Annotated in this window: 20 protein-coding genes and 1 riboswitch; of the genes, 7 read left to right on the plus strand and 13 right to left on the minus strand. The window is 71.2% G+C overall.

Features of this window, described 5'->3' with window-relative positions; all coding sequences use genetic code 11:
- Positions 1 to 80 precede the first annotated feature (80 nt).
- Positions 81 to 173: riboswitch (cyclic di-GMP riboswitch) on the minus strand.
- A 195-nt stretch (positions 174 to 368) separates the two neighbouring features.
- Positions 369 to 752, minus strand: a complete 384-nt coding sequence (locus tag ACWH49_RS03780; RefSeq protein ID WP_448170242.1) for a hypothetical protein — start codon at positions 750 to 752, stop codon at positions 369 to 371.
- Between the two features lie 167 nt (positions 753 to 919).
- The gene (locus tag ACWH49_RS03785; RefSeq protein ID WP_448170243.1) at positions 920 to 1,087 is read right to left on the minus strand and encodes a hypothetical protein; all 168 of its coding nucleotides are present in this window, start codon (positions 1,085 to 1,087) and stop codon (positions 920 to 922) included.
- Between the two features lie 58 nt (positions 1,088 to 1,145).
- On the opposite strand from ACWH49_RS03785, the gene ACWH49_RS03790 reads away from it, so the two are divergent.
- A complete protein-coding gene (locus ACWH49_RS03790) occupies positions 1,146 to 1,361 on the plus strand; it encodes a hypothetical protein (protein ID WP_448170244.1) in 216 nt (71 codons plus the stop codon).
- Here ACWH49_RS03790 and ACWH49_RS03795 read toward each other — a convergent pair.
- From ACWH49_RS03795 to ACWH49_RS03805, 3 genes are read right to left on the minus strand one after another with little or no spacing between them, the layout of a single operon-like run.
- A complete protein-coding gene (locus tag ACWH49_RS03795) occupies positions 1,358 to 1,624 on the minus strand; it encodes a hypothetical protein (protein ID WP_448170245.1) in 267 nt (88 codons plus the stop codon). The two genes, ACWH49_RS03790 and ACWH49_RS03795, sit on opposite strands and share 4 nt — an antisense overlap.
- A 51-nt stretch (positions 1,625 to 1,675) precedes the next feature.
- Complete coding sequence (locus tag ACWH49_RS03800) at positions 1,676 to 1,906, minus strand: hypothetical protein (RefSeq protein ID WP_448170246.1); 231 nt, start codon at positions 1,904 to 1,906, stop codon at positions 1,676 to 1,678.
- 22 nt (positions 1,907 to 1,928) lie between these two features.
- Entirely contained in the window at positions 1,929 to 2,144 is a 216-nt protein-coding gene (locus tag ACWH49_RS03805; protein ID WP_448170247.1) for a hypothetical protein, read from the minus strand.
- Between the two features lie 91 nt (positions 2,145 to 2,235).
- Between ACWH49_RS03805 and ACWH49_RS03810 the strand changes: the two genes are divergently transcribed.
- Both ACWH49_RS03810 and ACWH49_RS03815 read left to right on the plus strand, forming a co-directional pair.
- On the plus strand, positions 2,236 to 2,436 hold the full coding sequence (locus tag ACWH49_RS03810; RefSeq protein WP_448170248.1) for a hypothetical protein: 201 nt from the start codon (positions 2,236 to 2,238) through the stop codon (positions 2,434 to 2,436).
- A gap of 14 nt (positions 2,437 to 2,450) precedes the next feature.
- On the plus strand, positions 2,451 to 3,221 hold the full coding sequence (locus tag ACWH49_RS03815; protein ID WP_448170249.1) for a DUF2334 domain-containing protein: 771 nt from the start codon (positions 2,451 to 2,453) through the stop codon (positions 3,219 to 3,221).
- Here the strand turns inward: ACWH49_RS03815 and ACWH49_RS03820 are convergent.
- Positions 3,218 to 3,838, minus strand: coding sequence for a DUF4142 domain-containing protein (locus ACWH49_RS03820; RefSeq protein WP_448170250.1), 621 nt, complete (start codon positions 3,836 to 3,838; stop codon positions 3,218 to 3,220). The two genes, ACWH49_RS03815 and ACWH49_RS03820, sit on opposite strands and share 4 nt — an antisense overlap.
- A gap of 112 nt (positions 3,839 to 3,950) precedes the next feature.
- On the opposite strand from ACWH49_RS03820, the gene ACWH49_RS03825 reads away from it, so the two are divergent.
- A complete protein-coding gene (locus tag ACWH49_RS03825) occupies positions 3,951 to 4,133 on the plus strand; it encodes a hypothetical protein (protein ID WP_448170251.1) in 183 nt (60 codons plus the stop codon).
- A gap of 71 nt (positions 4,134 to 4,204) precedes the next feature.
- Here ACWH49_RS03825 and pepA read toward each other — a convergent pair whose 3' ends face one another.
- The 3 genes from pepA to ACWH49_RS03840 form a co-directional block, all read right to left on the minus strand.
- A complete protein-coding gene (gene pepA, locus ACWH49_RS03830) occupies positions 4,205 to 5,020 on the minus strand; it encodes a flocculation-associated PEP-CTERM protein PepA (protein WP_448170252.1) in 816 nt (271 codons plus the stop codon).
- Positions 5,021 to 5,050: 30 nt separating this feature from the next.
- On the minus strand, positions 5,051 to 5,761 hold the full coding sequence (locus ACWH49_RS03835; RefSeq protein ID WP_448170253.1) for a PEP-CTERM sorting domain-containing protein: 711 nt from the start codon (positions 5,759 to 5,761) through the stop codon (positions 5,051 to 5,053).
- A 181-nt stretch (positions 5,762 to 5,942) separates the two neighbouring features.
- Positions 5,943 to 6,575: an isochorismatase family cysteine hydrolase gene (locus tag ACWH49_RS03840; protein WP_448170254.1), complete on the minus strand. Its 633-nt coding sequence runs from the start codon at positions 6,573 to 6,575 to the stop codon at positions 5,943 to 5,945.
- A gap of 341 nt (positions 6,576 to 6,916) precedes the next feature.
- Here ACWH49_RS03840 and rpoN point away from each other — a divergent pair, with 341 nt between their 5' ends.
- Together rpoN and ACWH49_RS03850 are read left to right on the plus strand one after the other, a co-directional pair.
- Positions 6,917 to 8,425 (plus strand): RNA polymerase factor sigma-54, encoded by a 1,509-nt coding sequence (gene rpoN / locus ACWH49_RS03845; protein WP_448170255.1) that lies wholly within the window; start codon positions 6,917 to 6,919, stop codon positions 8,423 to 8,425.
- A 143-nt stretch (positions 8,426 to 8,568) separates the two neighbouring features.
- Positions 8,569 to 9,498 (plus strand): PAS domain-containing protein, encoded by a 930-nt coding sequence (locus tag ACWH49_RS03850; RefSeq protein ID WP_448170256.1) that lies wholly within the window; start codon positions 8,569 to 8,571, stop codon positions 9,496 to 9,498.
- Positions 9,499 to 9,504: 6 nt separating this feature from the next.
- Here the strand turns inward: ACWH49_RS03850 and ACWH49_RS03855 are convergent, their stop codons facing one another.
- From ACWH49_RS03855 to ACWH49_RS03870, 4 genes are all read right to left on the minus strand, one after another.
- A complete protein-coding gene (locus tag ACWH49_RS03855) occupies positions 9,505 to 9,717 on the minus strand; it encodes a hypothetical protein (protein WP_448170257.1) in 213 nt (70 codons plus the stop codon).
- Between the two features lie 125 nt (positions 9,718 to 9,842).
- Positions 9,843 to 10,997 (minus strand): glycosyltransferase family 4 protein, encoded by a 1,155-nt coding sequence (locus ACWH49_RS03860; protein ID WP_448170258.1) that lies wholly within the window; start codon positions 10,995 to 10,997, stop codon positions 9,843 to 9,845.
- Between the two features lie 6 nt (positions 10,998 to 11,003).
- Positions 11,004 to 11,936 (minus strand): amidohydrolase family protein, encoded by a 933-nt coding sequence (locus ACWH49_RS03865; RefSeq protein ID WP_448170259.1) that lies wholly within the window; start codon positions 11,934 to 11,936, stop codon positions 11,004 to 11,006.
- A gap of 5 nt (positions 11,937 to 11,941) precedes the next feature.
- On the minus strand, positions 11,942 to 15,784 hold the full coding sequence (locus ACWH49_RS03870) for an FAD-dependent oxidoreductase (protein ID WP_448170260.1): 3,843 nt from the start codon (positions 15,782 to 15,784) through the stop codon (positions 11,942 to 11,944).
- A gap of 110 nt (positions 15,785 to 15,894) precedes the next feature.
- On the opposite strand from ACWH49_RS03870, the gene ACWH49_RS03875 reads away from it, so the two are divergent.
- Positions 15,895 to 16,365 carry a PA2169 family four-helix-bundle protein gene (locus tag ACWH49_RS03875; protein ID WP_448170261.1) on the plus strand — a complete coding sequence of 157 codons (471 nt, stop codon included), beginning with the start codon at positions 15,895 to 15,897 and terminating at the stop codon, positions 16,363 to 16,365.
- The last annotated feature ends 5 nt before the right edge of the window (positions 16,366 to 16,370 follow it).

Below are 16,370 nucleotides of genomic sequence, written 5' to 3' on the forward strand. Positions count from 1 at the left end.
AGGCGCATTCGGAAGGGTCGCTGCGCCGCGGACTGGGTCGACGTCAGGTCGACCACGGGCGGGCAGCAGGGCTGCGGCGCCTCGGCAGTTCCGCTGTCATGAGGCGCCGGCTGGCGCTCGAAGACCGGTGACTTTGCGACCCCGGCTTTCGCGCGGGTGAGCCTTTTCTATGGTCGATGCTAGCGCAGCCCCCGCCGCGCAGGCGTCTCGGAGCGTGTCGAACGGTTAGCAGATGGGAAACAATCCGGCCCGCCGTGCGATTTGTCACCCGAGTGCAGGCCGAAGCGGCGTCGGCGCCTGGCCCGCGATGGCGGCCGACACCGCCGCCTCGACCGGTTGAGCCGTTGGTCCGGCGACGCGTTCGATCGTCAGTTCAAAGGCCGGCCCGCCGGGCGGTCCGGCGCCTTCGACAGCGCGAGCCAGTCGCGCGCCGCGGGCTCCGAATCGAACAGGCCGATCTGCAAGCCGGCCTCCGCCGCGACATGCACGCCGAGGTCGACGATCGAGCGGCTGCGTCGGTCGGGGATCACGACGGCGATGCGCGTATCGGCCGCGAAGCCGAAGCCCGCCACCTGCTTGAACCAGCGCAGCACGCGATCGCTGGAGAGGTCACCCCGGGCTTCGACGATCGCCAGCACCGCGCGCAATTGGCGCTCCCTGGAGCGGCGCGCCACGTCTTGCCAGAACGTCGACAGCTGCCGGGCCGCGTCCGCCGACTCGGTGGGTCGTTCGCCGCCCAGGCGCACCGTCATCAGGCCATCGGCTTCGGTGGTTTCGAACGTGTAGGTCATCCGCCGTGAGGGCTCGAACGGGCGAAGGCGTGCATTGCGACGAACGCAACAATCGACACCTCGACATGGTGGACACCCGGCATGAAGGAAAGTATGCCAGCACGCACCCCGCAGCCGTCCTGAGCGGCTCAGCGCGCCGCGTTCGAAGGCACCTCGCTGCGCGAGCCGGACCGCCCCGGCGTCAGCACGACCTTGCGGCAATCCTCCTGCTTCTCGTTGAACATTTCATAGCCGCGCGCCGCATCGGTCAGGGGCATGCGGTGGCTGATGATGACCTCCGGATGCAGGTCGCCCACACCTCGGTCGCGCTTCAGCGCGGCCCGCGGATTGCCTGTCTCAGGACGGAGACATGCAATGAATGCACTCTGGCTGTTCGTGGGCGCAGTGGTCGTTTGCCTGGCCCTGATGGCGTGGCTCGAACGCCGCGACGCCCGCATCTTGAGGGACCACCTGCGGCGTCGCTTTCCGGTGCGCCTGACGAACTCGTTCTGGGGCGCACTGAACCCGAACGATGGTCACGACGTGGAAGCGGGTGCGGCGGACCCGCGCGAAAACCCGGAAGCGCGCTAACGACCGCTCGGCGCCGTGCGGGCCGCATCCGACCCCGGCATCGCTTCCGGCCGCGACGGTGTGGGCGTGCTCGCCGCGGGCGACGCCATCGAGCGCTCGCGCGTCGTTCCGCCGCCTTGATCGCCCGGTTTGCCGCAGCCCGCCGCGGCGGCCAGCAACAGCAGCACCAGCGCGGCGACAAGCGCGCGCGGCCCGCGGCGACGGCGCCGGCGTTCAGGCTGCCGACGAGCGTCCCACCGATTCGTTGCATTGACCACTGTCATCGCGTCCTCCCGTGCTTCAACCGGGACTCCACGGCAATCGGGATGCCCCGTTCACTTCTCGGTCTTCTTCGCGCCGCGAATGTTCATGGCAGCCAGACAGACCTGCAGCGCGATCAGCGCCCAGGCGCGCGCGTGCACGCCCCACGCGATCCAGAGCAGGTTGCTCAACAGGAACACCCAGAAGCCGATGTTGCGACGGCGCTCCTGCTCGGAGGCGACCAGCCACGCGGCCAGCACGGTGACGGCCATCGCCGGCCATTGGATCAGGTCGAAAGCGAACATCCGCGCGGGCAACCGGCGCGGCTCACGGCGCGTCGAGCGCGGCGCCGGGGTCTTCCTCACCGGCGGTGGATTCGGGCGGGCCTTTGCGGGGTGGCGATGGCGGTGCCGGGAGATCCGGCTCGTCGACGAATTCGGGTTCCTCGCGGTCCATCACCTCGGAGCGCGGCAACGGGCTCTGCAGCGGCGGCAGCGCGGGCGCCGATGCATCGGCGGGCTTCTGGGGATCAACGGTCGGCACGACATGCTCCTGGTCCGAGCGCGGGCGCTCCGTGCTCAGGACAGGGCAATGCCCGTGCCCGGCACGCTTGCACAGCGAAGTGCCCACGGGCATGCCTCTTGCCGCTCGGTTTCCAGTATCGAACGGAATCAAATTGGAAGGCCGACAGTTCGATGGCAGCGCCGGTGCCCGGTACGATGGGGGCCATGGCGACGATCAGTACGGCATGGGCAGCGGCGTGAGCGTCGGCTACGACAGCAGCGCCAGCGACAAATCCGGCAGCGGCGGTTCGGGCGCGACCGAAGAGACGTGACCGCAGCGCACACGGTGCCCCCTTCGACGCAGCGGGCACTGTGCGTCGTGCTGCACGACGTGGCCCCGCCGACCTGGCGCGCGTGCCAGTGGATTCTCGGCGCGTTGCGCGAGGTTGGCGATTTTCCGGTCACGCTGCTGGCGGTGCCGCGCTATCACGGCGCGCGTCGCCACAGCGGGTTCGAGCGCTGGCTGGTCGAGCGCGCTGACGGCGGCGACGAGATCGCGCTGCACGGCTACAACCACATCGACCACGCACAGCCGCGCGATCCGGTCGATTGGCTGCGGCGCCGCGTCTACGCCCGCGCGGAGGCGGAGTTCTGGGCACTCGACTACGCCGAGGCCAAGAAGCGCCTGCGCACCGGGCGCGACTGGATGCGCAGCATCGGCCTGCGGCCGCGCGGCTTCATTGCGCCGGCATGGCTGCTCGGCCCGCCCGCCTGGCGCGCGCTGAACGAGCAACCGTTCGAGTACACGACGACGCTGCGCCGCATCCACGTGCTGGGCGTCGATCCGCCCGCCAGCCTGGCCTGCCAGGCACAGGTCTACAGCCACTCGAGCGTTCTGCAGCAGATCGCCTCGGTGCGCTGGAACGCGTGGCTGGCGCGTGCGCAGCGTGACGCGGCGCAAGTGCGCCTCGAGCTGCACCCCGGCGACGACATCCCGTGCCTCAGCCACGCGTGGCGCCGCCTGCTGCGCCAGCAGGCAAGCGACCGGCGGTTCATGACGCTGGGCGATCTGGCGCGCGACGTGCGCGTCGGCGTCCGGTCCGCGAGGCAGGGCTAGACGTTCGACCCGCTACCGGCTGACGGCCGAAGCACAGCCGGTGCGGCCCCGCCCAAGCGCCAGGCCGCCTCGCCTTTCTGCGCCAACTTCAGGTGGGCGCGCAGGATCGGCAAGGTCGCGGACGCATACGCCTTCAGCTCCAAGTCGGCCCCCTCGCGGGCCTCCTTCTGGAACAACTCGATCGCCTCCCGCGTATCGCGGTACATCCGCGCCACGTAATCCCGGTCGAACGCCGCACCCCTCGACGCGCGCCACCGGGCCGGCACCGGTTCGTCCGGCCGTTTCGCCAGGGCGAGCCGGCGCTGGCCCGCGTAGCGCCGCACGTCCCTGCCGATCCTGGCGTGATCGGCGGCGAGCCGCCTCGCGAAGTCGCGCACATGCGGGCGCGTGGCCTGGCGCAGCGCGAGCCGGCTGAGCGCCTGGTCGGTCCGGCTGATGCGCAGCGCGGCACGCAGGAATTCGCGGTCGACGCGGTTGAAGGATTCCGCTGATGCCGCCGACACCGCCGGCGCCCGCACGGCCCGCGCCATCGCCTCCGGCGCGAGCAGGCAGGCGGTCCACGCCGCGCATGCGCGCAACACCCAGCGGCGATCGAGATCACGCGGCTCGCGGTTCACCAGTCCCCCGGTCAGTTCGCATGGGCGTGGCAATCGGCAGGCCCGTGCGCGGTCGGCATCCCGCTTGCCAGGGCTCGTCACGGGCAATCCGCCCGCCCTGGAGAGTACCGCCATGCCACACCCCACCCGCAGAAGCCCGCGCCCGCAACGTGCCGAACCGCTGCAACCCGACCGGCCGGCCCGCGGCGACGACGCCGAACCGCAGAAGCCCGAGCACGACGAGGCGGACGCGCGCGCCAAGCGCCAGGAGCAGACCGACACCGCGCTCGACAACGTGCGCGAAGGCTATCGCTGACGCGCCGCGGGCGCCGTCATCGCGATCGCCCCGGAAGCTCCCGGCGCGGCGCGCCAGCGCCGTCGCGCTGCTCAGCCCGTTCGCGCGCGGCGACGCGCCATGAAGCCGACCACGCCCAGACCGGCCAGCAGCAGCGCGTAGGTCTCCGGCTCGGGCACCGCGGTGACCTGCTGCGCGTAGCTGATCTTGCCGCCACCCTGCGTGATCAGGAAGCCAGTCTCGAACGGCGTGACGGTGTCCGGCGTGTTCGCGAACGTGGTCAGGGCCGTGTCGAAGAACGGGTTCGGCGTCGCGAAGAACGCGGCATTGGTCGGGTCGACGACGAAGTTCAGCGCCGCACCGGCGAACGCGTAGAACTTGCCGCTTTGCGGATCCGGCAGCGTCGAGCCGCCGCCCGACTGCAGCGTGCCGGTCGCCAGCACCTTTTCGCCGGTGGCCGTCTCGGTCGGGTTGCCGCCGCCGTCGAAGCCGAAAGTCGCGGTGCCCACGTCGTTGTAGCCGTACAGCGTGTAGGTCAGCGTGCTGAAGGTGGCGGTCGTCGGAGTCGTGGCCGGGTTGGTGGACGAGGTCGTCCCGGTCGCGTCGAAGCGCACGTACATCCCGAGGCCGGGCACCGTGATCTTCGGGTCGGTCGCCGACTGGAAGCCGGTCACCACCAGGTAGCCGGACTCGGTGAAGGCACTGGCGTCCGTGAACGTCACCCGCGAGTAGTCGGAGATCAGGATGTTGTTGGCCGTCACCGTGGGGCCGGACAGGCCGATGGCGGCCGGGTCGAAGGTGAAGCTCGGCGGGTCCGCCGCCATCGCGGCCGAGCCGAAGGCGACAATCGCCAGCGCGACGGCGCTGCGAATCGACGTCGGCCGGTGCCGGATCAGGGTCAAGGGCATGGTCGTCTCCTGGTGAGGGGGGTGGGAGGGCTACGAAAGCGCCGACAGCAAACGCTGTTGGCGCCGCGCACGGCGTTGGGACAAGGTCAGCACGCAACCCAGGCCGCCGAGCAGCAGCGCGAGCGAGCTCGGCTCGGGCACCGGCGTCACGGTCGGGCTGTTGGCAACGAAGAAGGTCTCCAAGCCGCCGGTGGCGTCGGTCGCGCTCGCCGTCAGGCCGACCCGCAGCGCCGGGGCGAACACCGCCTGCAGTTCGGCGGCTTCGGAGGCCGTCAGCGCGAACACGAAGCCGGAGTTGCCGGCGCCGGAGAACGTGTCGGCGAACGAGTACGAGGTCGGCGTGCTGGCACTGAACACGACGCCGCCGGTGCTGTCGTACACGTTGAGCGTCAGGCTGGTCAGCGAGATGCTCTCGGCGGCGCCCGGCTCGAGCGCATTGAAGACCACGCGCAGGTCGCTGGCCGACATGACGCCTAGCTCGGCGAATGAGCGCGTCAGGGACTGCGAGGCGCCGGTCTTGGCGTCACCCGTGGTCACATCCATCGTGCCGTTCCACGCCACCGAGCCGGTCTCCGTACTCGTGCTGCCCGGGCTCTGCAGCGTCAACACCGTGTTCACCGCGCCGAGGCCGGTGCCCTGGAAATCCTGCGGCTCGACGAGCGTCAGATCCGCCCGGGCCGCGCCGGCCATGCCGACCAGCGCGGCGGTAACGATCAGGGGCCGTGCGATAGATACCTTCATGCCAATCTCCTCTTGAGTGTCCAAGACCCGGCCGACTGGCAATCGGCGTTCCCGCGTGGGAATTTCTCCACAAGCTCGCACCTCCGCGGGGTGGCCTTCCGGCGGTAGCCTGCCCAGTCGAGCGCGTTCTGCGAGGCATACGCGACGATCACGAGGGACAGCAGCGGCAGGAACCGGTACATCAGCGGGCCGCGTGCTCTGCGACCTTGTCGGCTTGCAGCAGCCGGCGCCATCCGGCGTCGGACGGGTCGATGTCGGCCTTCATCACGCGCGCCATGTGGTCGAGCGCCTGCTGGCAATCGGCCTCGCTCTCGGCCGCCGTGCAATCGGCCGGCACCCACAACGAGTAGCCGCGCAGGTAGGCGTCCATCGCGGTGAAGAGCAGGCAGCTGTCGGCCGCCACGCCCGTCAGCACCAGGCTCCGACATTGCAATTGCTGCAGCAAAAGATGGAGCGGCGTGGCGTAGAACGCCGAGTGCCGGGGCTTGAGGATCGTGAAATCGCGCTGGCGCGGGCGCAGCGCGTTCGCCATCGTCGCGCTCGCGCCGCGGCCGGCGCTGCAGCGCTGCCACAACTGCGCGAAGTCGGCGCGCCACAGGCCGTAGTTGTCGTTGGCATAGATCGACTGAACACCCGCCGCGTCGGCATGACGCCGCAGCGTCGCGGCCGCGCGCGCCGCTGCCTGCGCCGGCTCGCGCAGGTGCTGGGCGCCCTCGAACCGCAGTGGGTTGATGAAGTCGACCAGCAACAGAACCGTAGGGCTCGGATCGAGCGGGGGCGGCGCGATCGTGCGCGCCGCGGTTCGTGGTTTCATGCGAGGGATCTCCTGCCGAAGATCGTGCGCCGCACCGAGCGGGGGCCGCGGTCAGCGGGCGTGCGTCCGGCCCGAGGGACAAGCACGCGCGCCACGGCTCGTCGCGTCCTACGCACGTCGAAGTTGCGGCAAATGATGCCGGCTCGGCGCGCGCGCGAGCCCTTCGCTCAGGGGCCGGGGTTCTGCCGGGACGATGGTCAAAGCACCGCCTGGCGCGGCTTGCGCGTCGGCTCGGTGCGCGTTTAGGCTGGCCCGCTCGGGCAGACCGGCACGACGGCATGGTCGTTGCGTTGAGGCGCACTCGCCCCGTCGATCAACGCGCAACCGAGTGAAACAACACGATGACGTCCTCTCCCCTGCTCAAGCAGCGTCCGATCCTGCACCAGAGTCAGACGCTCACTCCCCGCCTGCAGTTCGCGGTCCGTCTGCTGCAGATGTCTGCGCTGGACTACGAGCAGGAACTGCACGAGATGAGCGCGCGCAATCCGTTTCTCGAGATCGACGATGCCGGTCCCGGGCCGGCCCCGCTGAACTCGCCCGCTCAGAACGATCCGCCCGAAGCCGGCGCGTCGCACGAGTCCGCGCTCGAAGACCCAGCCGACAGCGCCGCGTCGGCGTGGGACGAGCCGGCCGACACCTGGCTGCAGACCCCGGGCCCGGCGCGCGACGGCGCGGGCGGCTCGCAGCTGAGCGCGACCGACATGATGGTGGCCCACGGCGACCTGCGCCAGCACCTGCACGGTCAGGTGAACCTGCTGCGCCTGTCCGCGCGCGACCACGCGCTGGCCTGCATGGTGATCGAGTCGCTCGACGACGACGGCTATTGCCGGACCGAGCTCGACGAGCTCGGTGCGTTGACCGACTTCGAACCGCCGGTCGACGGCAGCGAACTGAACATGGCGCTGCGCCTGGTGCAGTCGTTCGAGCCGGCCGGCGTCGGCGCCCGGACCATCGGCGAATGCCTGATGCTGCAGATCGACGGCATCGATGCGGCGCATCGCAAGATCGCCCGCGCGATCCTCGCCGACCACCTCGACCGACTGGCGCAGCGTGATGTGCCCGGCATCGCCCGCCTGCTCGACCGGCCGCTTCCCGAGGTCGATGCCGCCTGCGCGGCGCTGCGCCGCCTCGACCCGCGTCCGGGGTGGCGCTTTTCCCGCCCGGACACGCGCTACGTGGTGCCCGACGTGATCGTGAAGAAGGTGCGCGGCCAATGGCAGGCGCAGTTGAACTCGGACGTGATGCCGCGGGTACGCCTGAACCGCACCTGCGCCGACCTGTTCCGGCGCCACCGCGAAGCGAGCCACGGCGAGCTCGGCGCCCACCTGCAGGAAGCGCGCTGGACGCTGCGCAATGTCGAGCAGCGCTTCTCGACGATCCTCGCGGTCGCCCAGGCGATCCTGCGCCGGCAGCGGCTGTTCTTCGAGCACGGCCCCCTGGCGATGAAGCCGCTGGCGCTGCGCGACATCGCGGAGGAAGTCGGCGCCCACGAGTCGACCGTGTGCCGCGTCACCAACAACAAGTTCATGGCGACGCCCAGCGGCCTGTTCGAGCTGAAGCACTTCTTCTCGCGGCCGATGCCGATGACCAGCGGCGGTGCGTGCTCGGCCACCGCGATCCGCAGCGTCGTGAAGGAACTGATCGATGCGGAGGACCCGCTGACCCCATTGTCGGATGTCGAGATCACGCAGCGCCTGGCGCGACAGGGCCTGACGGTGGCGCGGCGCACCGTCACCAAGTACCGCCAGGGGCTCAAGATCGCGCCGGCCGATCGCCGCCGTCGCCACGCGTCGCCGCCAGGGGCCATGCCGGCCGGTGGCGAGGGCGCAGCCGACCGCGCCTCATGCTGAGCGTGCGGCCCGCCGTGCTGACCGGCATTCCATTCGGTACGAATTGCCGATCGCCCCGGCTGGAACGCGGGCGCGCCCGGCGCGCTACATGGCACGCGGATTGCGATTCCTGCGCACAGGACGAGATTCCGCCGAGGTGAGCCATGTACATCCCGACCGAATCGGCTGAAGGCCAGGCCTTCGAGCCGATCCCGGCGTGGCCGCGCGACACGCCCCTGGCGGAACCGATGTGGCGCCGCTCCGATGCGATGGGCCTGGCGACCGACTTCAACGCGGCGTGGCTGCGCTTCACCGAACGCTCGCCGCAATCCGCGGTCCGCAACGGCTGGTTGCAGGACGTGCACCCCGACGATCGCGCACGTTGCGTCGCCATTCATGCCGACATGCAGGACCAGCGCCTGCCGTATGCGCTCGACTTCCGCCTGCGGCACACGCGACGCGGGCATCGCTGGCTGATGAAGCGGGCGATTCCGCTGTTCGCACCGGACGGCCGCTTCGCAGGCTTCGATCACCACTGCACCGACATCCACGACCGCATGCAGCTCGAGGAGGAACTGGCCGAGCGCTCGCGCCGCCTGCGCTGCGCGATGCGCACGCAGGCACTGTTCGCGACCGCGCTCGCCGCCGAGCTCGACCGCCTGCCGGTGGCGCGCGTGCAGGCGGCGCTCGGCGTGATGGCGCGCCTCGCGGCCCAGGCGCCCGGGGTGCGTCGCGCGGCGACCAACGCCGGCGACTGGCTCGCGGACCTGAGGCGCGGGCTGCCGGACGACGAGCGCTCGCTTCCCGACGACTGGCAGCGCGTCGCCGACATCGACACGGCGACCGTGTGGGTCGACCCGCACCTGCTGGGGCCCGCGTTGAACTGCGCGATCGCTTGCGCGGCTTTGCTGGGGTGCGGGCCGGCGCCATGTCGCGCCGAACGAGGTGACGGTTCACTGCTGCTGGAGATACCGGCGCTGCCGGGTTCGAGCGGGTTCGTGCTGCTGGATCTGGCCCTGCGCCTGCACGGCTGCCGGCTCGACGCCGCCGCGGACGACGCCACGCGCTGGCGGACCGCGCTTCCCCTGGCCTGAAACCCGTTAACGCGGCGCGGCCTGCAACGCCCCGCCCGGGCGGGGCCGAATGGGGAGGGCGGCGTCGGTCGTCGGCGCATCGTCGTCGTCGCGCAGCGCCTCGATGACGGCGCGGGCCTGGCGGATCGACTGCTCGCGATGCCAAGCCGTCACGCGTTCGACGGCGGGGGTGATCAGCGGACGGTGAGCGGACGCAAAAGCGGGCGTGGCGGTTTGCATGGTGGTCGCGCGGGAGTCGAGGGGCGGTTCTCGATGGAGGCAAGTTGCATACCCGCGTCCGCCGATGCCGACGTCGCGCGGTCGAGCTGCCGCCGCAAACCTCGGCGCCGACACGCGCGAAGCGGTCAGCGAGAGGACGCGCTGACGCGCTGCCGCGCGCGGCGCGCGGCGAGCTCCGTCATCAGGCGCGCGGTCGCCGCGATGTTGCCATCCAGGTTGAAGCGCTCGACCGCCCGCGCCCGCGCGGCCTGCCCCATGGCTTCGAGCTCGCCGGGCGTCTCGAACACGTGCGCAACCCGGTTGGCGATGCCCTGGAAATCGCCGGGCGCGACCAGCCAGCCGGTGCGGCCCGGTTCGATCAGGTCGGGCACGCCGCCCACCCGGGTGCCGACCACCGGCAGCGCACTCGCCATCGCCTCCATCACCGCCAGGGGCATCGCCTCGCTGTGCGACGGGCAGACCAGCAGGTCGAGCTGCCGGTAGACCTCGGCCATGTCGCTGCGCAGGCCCGGCAGGTGCAGACGCCCGGCCATTCCGAACCGCTCGCCCATCGCCTGCATCGCTTCGCGCATCGGCCCGTCGCCCACCATCACGAAGTGCGCGTCGGGCAGCAGGCTGCGCAACAGCAGCGTGGCGCGCACGAACACCTCCGGCCCCTTCTCGGCAGAGAAGCGGCCGACGCAGCCGATCAGCGGCACCGTTCGGTCGATGCCCAGATCGCGACGCAGCCCGGCGTCGGCACGCGGAACCGGACCGAACAGCTCGGTGTCGACGCCGTTCGGGATGCAGCTCAGGTGTGACGCGCTGATCCCGATGCCCAGCGCATGCAGGTGGCTGTGGCGGCACACGACGCCGAGGTGCGTGCCGGCCGCGCGATGGACCTCGAGGTCGAGCATGCTGATCTGCCGCCCGTGCATCGTCGCGAGCACCGGCAGGCCGCTCAGGCTGCCCACCATGCCGGCCAGCAGGTGCGCGTTCTCGAGGTGCGAATGGATCAGGTCGACGCCTTGCGACTGCGCCAGCGCGAGCGCCGCCTGCACCGAGGACCACGGCATTTCGTCGGGCATCGGCACGATCACGACCTCGGCGTCCAGCGCCCGCAGCCGATCGACCAGCGGGCTCTCGTAGGGGCACAGCGCGGTGACGGCGAAGCGCTCACGTGGCAGCCGCTCGACGAGTCGCTCCACGACGCTTTCCATGCCACCGACGATGCCGTTGCCGATGACTTCGAGGATGTGGAGACGGGTGTCCGGTACGCGGACGATCGGAGTCGGTTCCATGGGTCCTCAACAGCAGATCGGTGCCATCGAAGCGCCGCCGGTAAGCCAGCCGCGGCGCAGTGCGGGCATCGGGCGCGCCGCGTCGTGCGGCGCGGGCGAATCGACCGACTCGGCGGCGTGGCCGATCGCAGGCCGCGACAGGCCGAGCCAGGCGGCGGCAGTGCCGACCTCGATGCGCTCGCGCGTGGCCGCGTCGAGCGCGAGCTGGTCGAACAGCTCGGCGACCCAGCCGCGGCGGGTCGCGAGCTCGTGACCCGGACACGGCAGGAAGCAATCGCTGCCGTACTGCAGCAATTCCGGGCCGAGCACCTCGAGCGCCCGCCGCAGCACCTCGAGCCGGTACGGCGGCGGCGGACCGAACGAGATGTCGAAGCGGAACGCACAGGCGTCCGGCGCGACGCCGTGGATCCGGTCGATCAGCCCGACCGCGATCGCCTCGTCGGTCCACGGCCAACCCAGGTGCGCGAGCGCGACGCGCGCGCCCGGGTGCTCGCGCAGCACCTCGAAGAACGCCGGGCGGCAGAAGCGCCCCGAGCGCCCGTCGATGAAGATGCCGCTGTGAAAGAGTATCGGCAACTCCAGCTCCGCCGCGACCGCGAACGCGGGCTGGACCTCTCGGTCGTAGGGGTACCAGCCGGTGGGAACCATCTTCACGCCGCGCAGGCCGTGGACTTCGACCGCATGGCGCAGGTCCTCGCCGGCACGCGGATCGCGCGGGTCGATCACCGCCATGCCGAACAGGCGGTCGGCGCGCCCGCGCACCAGCGCGCCCAGGTGCGCGTTGCCGCGCCGCAGCGACCCGGGGTCGTCGAGCGAATACCCGTCGCCGAGGAACGGCGCGAGCAGCACGCCCAGGTCGACGCGTGCGTCGTCGAGCGTGCGCAGCACGTCGTCGCGGGTCTCGCGACCGGTGCAGTGGAGGTGAGCGTCGATCAGCATCGGGCTCAGCGCGCCGCCGCGGCGCGCCCGCCGCCGCCCTGCGCGCCGGCCGGGGCCGATGCCACGGCCGCCGGCGCCAGCGCCGCCTGCACCTGCAGCGCGGCGCGCCGGCCCGCGATGAACGCGTGGTCCGAGTTGTAGTACTCCCACTCGCTGTAGCGCCCCGCCAGCACGATGCCGAACGACGCGAACCAATCGCGGATGCAGGCCACGTTGGCGGCGCGCGCGTGGTCGTAGATCACGTAGGCGCATGGCATGTCGACCTGGTTGGCGCATTCGATCTCGTCGTCGGGACCGAGGATGCCGACCGCGCGGCAGTCGGCGATCGCGCGCTCGATCAACGCCTCGCCCTCGCACGGCAGCGGTTTGCTCGGGCCGTACGTGATCTCGCAGGTCAGGCCGAAGCCGCCCGGCGGGTTGTTGTGCGGGCTCGCGTTGCCCTGCACGAAGATGCGGTGGAACACCGTCTCCTCGGGGTAGTAGATCCAGTGCTTGTCGGTCAGGCGCTCGCGGCCCGCGGGCAGGCGAACGCCGAGGTTCACGCAGCGCACCGCCACATGCCGCAAGCCCCGTGCCGCCGCCTGCACCTCGGCCGGCGCCTCGTCGCCGCAGGCCTGCACGAGTTGCGGCAAGGGCATCGTGCTGACGAGCGCATCGAAACTGATCGAGCGGCCATCGTCGAAACGCACGGTGCGCCGCGACGGCGACACGTGCAGCACGCTGGTGCGCAGCGACAGTTCGCATTCGAGCAGCGGCAGGAAGCCGTCCATCAGCGCCTGGAAGCCGCCGTGCAGCGGGTAGCCGAAGCGCGCGTTCGGCCCCATCGGCGCGGGCGTCGGCTCGAGCGCGCCCTCGATCATCTGGCCGAGGTCGGGCAGCGGCACGCGTCCGCCGAGCCACGACGTCTCCATCTCGGCCAGCGGCACCGCCCACAGCTTGCGGTTGTACGGCGTCGCGAAGTGCTTCGCGATGCCCTTGCCCCAGACCCGGTCGATGAATTCCTCGAAGTTGGCCGGCGGCGTTTGCGGCGGGACGCTCTGCTGGCCGTCGATCGGCCCGAAGCGCGCCTCGATCGCACCGACCAGGCATTCCTTCAGCACGGCCGGCGGCAAGCCGTACAGCGAGCCCTGGAACGGATAGCGCGTGTAGACGTTCTTGCTGTAGACCCAGGCCTCGCGGTTCTGCCAGTGCACGTTGTCGCCGAGCAGTCGCTCGTACATGTCGAGGACGTAGGCATCGTTGGAGAACATGATGTGGCCGGCGTGGTCGAAGGTGTAGCCCTGCTGCGTCACCGAGCGGCACCAGCCGCCGACCGTGTCGGCACGCTCGACCAGCAGCGTCTGCGCCGGCGCGGACGTGCCCTGTGCCAGGTGATACGCGGCCGCCAGACCGGTCGGTCCGGCCCCGATCACCATGTGGCGGACATGCCGCACGGTGCGTTTGACCACCGGCACGCCGTGCGGCGCGTCGCTCGCATCGGCCTCGCCGGCGTTGCGCGCGGCGAAGCGCGTCATCGAGTCGATCTCCTTCAGCACGCGCTGCGCCGCGCTGTCCCAGGACGATTGCGCGACGGTCTCGCGACTCACCTCGCGCCGCCTCGCGCGGGCGTCTTCCGGTTCGGCCAGCGCGGCCTCGCAGGCGGCGATGAAGCCGGCGGGGTCGGACGCGATGCGCACCACCGCGCCGTAGAGCCCCACCACGTCGGGCACCGCGGTGCTGACGACCGGCTTGTCTCCCGCCAGGTACTCGAGCGTCTTGGTCGGGCTGATGAAGCGCGTGGCCTCGTTCAGCGCGAACGGCATCAGGCAGACGTCCCAGCCGGCCATCAGGTGCGGCAGCATCGGATAAGGCTGCATGCCGAGCCAGTGCAGGTTCGGATGGCGCGGCAACTGCGCCGGATCGATCTTGACCACCGGACCGACCATCACGATCTGCCATTCGGGCCGGGCGCGCGCGAGCGCGTCGACCAGCGCCGTGTCGAGCCGCTCGTCGATCACGCAGAAGAAACCGAGCCGGGGTCGAGGCAACGCGCCCTGCAGGCGCTCGGCCTCGGCGGCGGCGTCGCTTTCGGGTGCAACCCCGGCCGGCGCGAAGTGGGCCGCGTCGACCGAACTGGGCAGGCAGTGGACCTGCGGGTGCAGATGCCGCTTGGCCTCGTAGAGCGCCGGGCCACCGGTGAAGACGAGGTCGGCCGCCTTCATCAACGCGGTCTCGCGCTGGCGCAGCTGGCGCGGTGCGTCCTTGAACGCGCTGAGTTCGTCCATGCAGTCGTAGACGACCGCGCGCGGGCGCAGCTCGCTGAGCAACGGCAACGCCATCGGCGTGTAGAACCACACCAGGTAGTCGTCGATCGCGTGGCTGCGCAGGTACTCGGCCAGCAGCGGCTTGAGCACGGGCAGCTGGTCGTCGTGGAAGCCGCCGGCCACGATCGGCGTGCGCGGCACCAGCACGTCGACGCCGGGGCCCTTCGGGATGCGGTCGATGCGCGCCGGCCCGTCGGCCGGGTCGAGGTGGACCGGCTCCTCGATGAACAGCACCGGATGGTGCGGGCCGAGCCGCACCATCAGGTGCTGCGGACGCTGATAGACGAAGGCCCAGCGCAAGTGGGAAAAGACGATCAGGTGGGACATGGGGGTCTCCGCGGTGGTTGAGTCTTCGGGCAGGATGCGTTGCCAGCGGGCCAGCGCCGCGGCGTAGTCGGTGCACAGGCGCCGCGACAGCGGCGCTGCCGGGTCGGCCGGATGGGCCACGTCCCACAGCCCGCTGCGATGCCAGTGGTCCGGCTCGTTCCAGTCGTGGCGATCGACCAGCGGGTACAGGCAGAGGCCGTCGATGGGCACGCCGGCGCGGCGCGCAGCGCACACTTCACTCGCCGTGTCGTGCAACCAGTCGGCGCGGCCGACGCCCACGTGGCTGGTCTCGGCCAGGATCAGCGGCCGGCGGTAGCGCAGCCATGCCGTGCGAAGCAGCGCGGATAATGGACGCCGCCGCGGGTCCTGCTCGTGCCAGCACAGGCGCCGCTCCGTTCCGACCTCCCACTGGCCGCTGTGGTAGTGGTTGACGCCGATCAGGTCGAGCGCTTCGCGCGAGCCGCCGAGATGGGCCTCGATGCGCCCTTCGATCATGTCCCAGGCCTGCCACTGGTAGTCCGCCTCGCGCTGCGCCTGCGCCGCCAGGTCGGGCCGATCGCGCGGCGCGCCGACGTGCACCGCCGGCTCGATGTGCAGGAAGCGCGCGCGTGGATCGATCGCACGGACCGCTGCGACGCCGGCCAGCACCGCGCGCACGAGGCGCCGCTTGAGCGCATAGCCGGACGCACCGTTCGTCTCGCCGGCGTCGGCCGGGTCGCCACGGTACGGGTGGATCAGGTTGGTCGCGCTCGCGGCCCACGCCAGGAAGCCGATCTCGTTGACCAAGTTGTAGATCGGCGCGCGCCCGCTGCGCGGCCCGAGCGTTCGCGCCACGGCGGCGGCGAACGACGCGAAGCGTGGCACCAACGCCTCGTCGAACAGGTCGACGTCGGGCGGCGTGCCGTAGTGCATCAGCGTCCACACGACCTGCAGGCCGTGGCGTTCGGCGCTGCATGCGATCCGAACCGCACGCTGCAGGTCGAAGCGCCCGGGCGTGGGCTCGCACAGGCGCCAGCCGATGCTCTCGCGAACCACGTCGATGCCGTGCGCCGCCGCATTCGCGTGGTCCTCGTCGAGCCGCTCGAGGTGGCCGTTGCTGGCGGTCATGTCGAGCGCGACGCGCTGTCCGTTGACGTGGTCGGCGCCTTCGAAGCCGCCCATCCAGAACGACGCGAACGGCGAAGCACAAAGGGGCGGCGGGTGCGGGGGAGGATTCACTGCGAAGGCGGCTGGAGGAATGCACCCGGATGGCAAGCGGTGTGCCGCGGCGGCGCGGCATGCGCGTTGCCCGGTCCTCAAGAAACCAACGCGGCGCGTGCCGAACCACCATGAACGACGACACCACGGTCGATCTGCTCAACGACCTGCTCGAGACCTGCAGCGACGCCGAGTCCTGCTGCCGAGGCGCGGCCGCGCATGCCGAATCGGCCGAACTCAAACGCGCGCTCGGCGACGCCGCGGCCGGCTGCGCGCAAGCCGCGGCGGAACTCGCGTCGCTGGTGCGGCAGCGTGGCGGCGAGCCCGAATCCGGCGGCTCGGTCGGCGGCACGCTGCAGCGCGGCTGGCAGGCCGTGACGAGCACGCTGGGCGGCGGTGGCGACAAGGCCCTGCTCGACGAATGCGAGCAGGTGCTGAACGGCACGGCGGCCGATTACCGCAAGGCGCTCAACGACCCGAGCCTGCCGGAGACGGTGCGGACGATCGTCGATCGCCAGCTCGATGGCGCACGCCGGCGGCACGACCAGATCCGCCACTTGCGCGACCGCTGGTCCGGCGTGCAGCCGGACCGCCCACGCTGATGTCC

This window comes from Rhizobacter fulvus (assembly GCF_964020785.1).

Excerpts from the sequence above, each read along its gene's own strand:
- ACWH49_RS03840 (WP_448170254.1), bottom strand. The coding sequence starts at position 6,575 with ATGAAACCACGAACCGCGGCGCGCACGATCGCGCCGCCCCCGCTCGAT.
- ACWH49_RS03790 (WP_448170244.1), top strand. The coding sequence starts at position 1,146 with ATGAATGCACTCTGGCTGTTCGTGGGCGCAGTGGTCGTTTGCCTGGCC.
- rpoN (WP_448170255.1), top strand. The coding sequence starts at position 6,917 with ATGACGTCCTCTCCCCTGCTCAAGCAGCGTCCGATCCTGCACCAGAGT.
- pepA (WP_448170252.1), bottom strand. The coding sequence starts at position 5,020 with ATGCCCTTGACCCTGATCCGGCACCGGCCGACGTCGATTCGCAGCGCC.
- ACWH49_RS03835 (WP_448170253.1), bottom strand. The coding sequence starts at position 5,761 with ATGAAGGTATCTATCGCACGGCCCCTGATCGTTACCGCCGCGCTGGTC.
- ACWH49_RS03875 (WP_448170261.1), top strand. The coding sequence starts at position 15,895 with ATGAACGACGACACCACGGTCGATCTGCTCAACGACCTGCTCGAGACC.
- ACWH49_RS03865 (WP_448170259.1), bottom strand. The coding sequence starts at position 11,936 with ATGCTGATCGACGCTCACCTCCACTGCACCGGTCGCGAGACCCGCGAC.
- ACWH49_RS03780 (WP_448170242.1), bottom strand. The coding sequence starts at position 752 with ATGACGGTGCGCCTGGGCGGCGAACGACCCACCGAGTCGGCGGACGCG.
- ACWH49_RS03825 (WP_448170251.1), top strand. The coding sequence starts at position 3,951 with ATGCCACACCCCACCCGCAGAAGCCCGCGCCCGCAACGTGCCGAACCG.
- ACWH49_RS03795 (WP_448170245.1), bottom strand. The coding sequence starts at position 1,624 with ATGACAGTGGTCAATGCAACGAATCGGTGGGACGCTCGTCGGCAGCCT.
- ACWH49_RS03860 (WP_448170258.1), bottom strand. The coding sequence starts at position 10,997 with ATGGAACCGACTCCGATCGTCCGCGTACCGGACACCCGTCTCCACATC.
- ACWH49_RS03855 (WP_448170257.1), bottom strand. The coding sequence starts at position 9,717 with ATGCAAACCGCCACGCCCGCTTTTGCGTCCGCTCACCGTCCGCTGATC.
- ACWH49_RS03800 (WP_448170246.1), bottom strand. The coding sequence starts at position 1,906 with ATGTTCGCTTTCGACCTGATCCAATGGCCGGCGATGGCCGTCACCGTG.
- ACWH49_RS03850 (WP_448170256.1), top strand. The coding sequence starts at position 8,569 with ATGTACATCCCGACCGAATCGGCTGAAGGCCAGGCCTTCGAGCCGATC.
- ACWH49_RS03810 (WP_448170248.1), top strand. The coding sequence starts at position 2,236 with ATGCCTCTTGCCGCTCGGTTTCCAGTATCGAACGGAATCAAATTGGAA.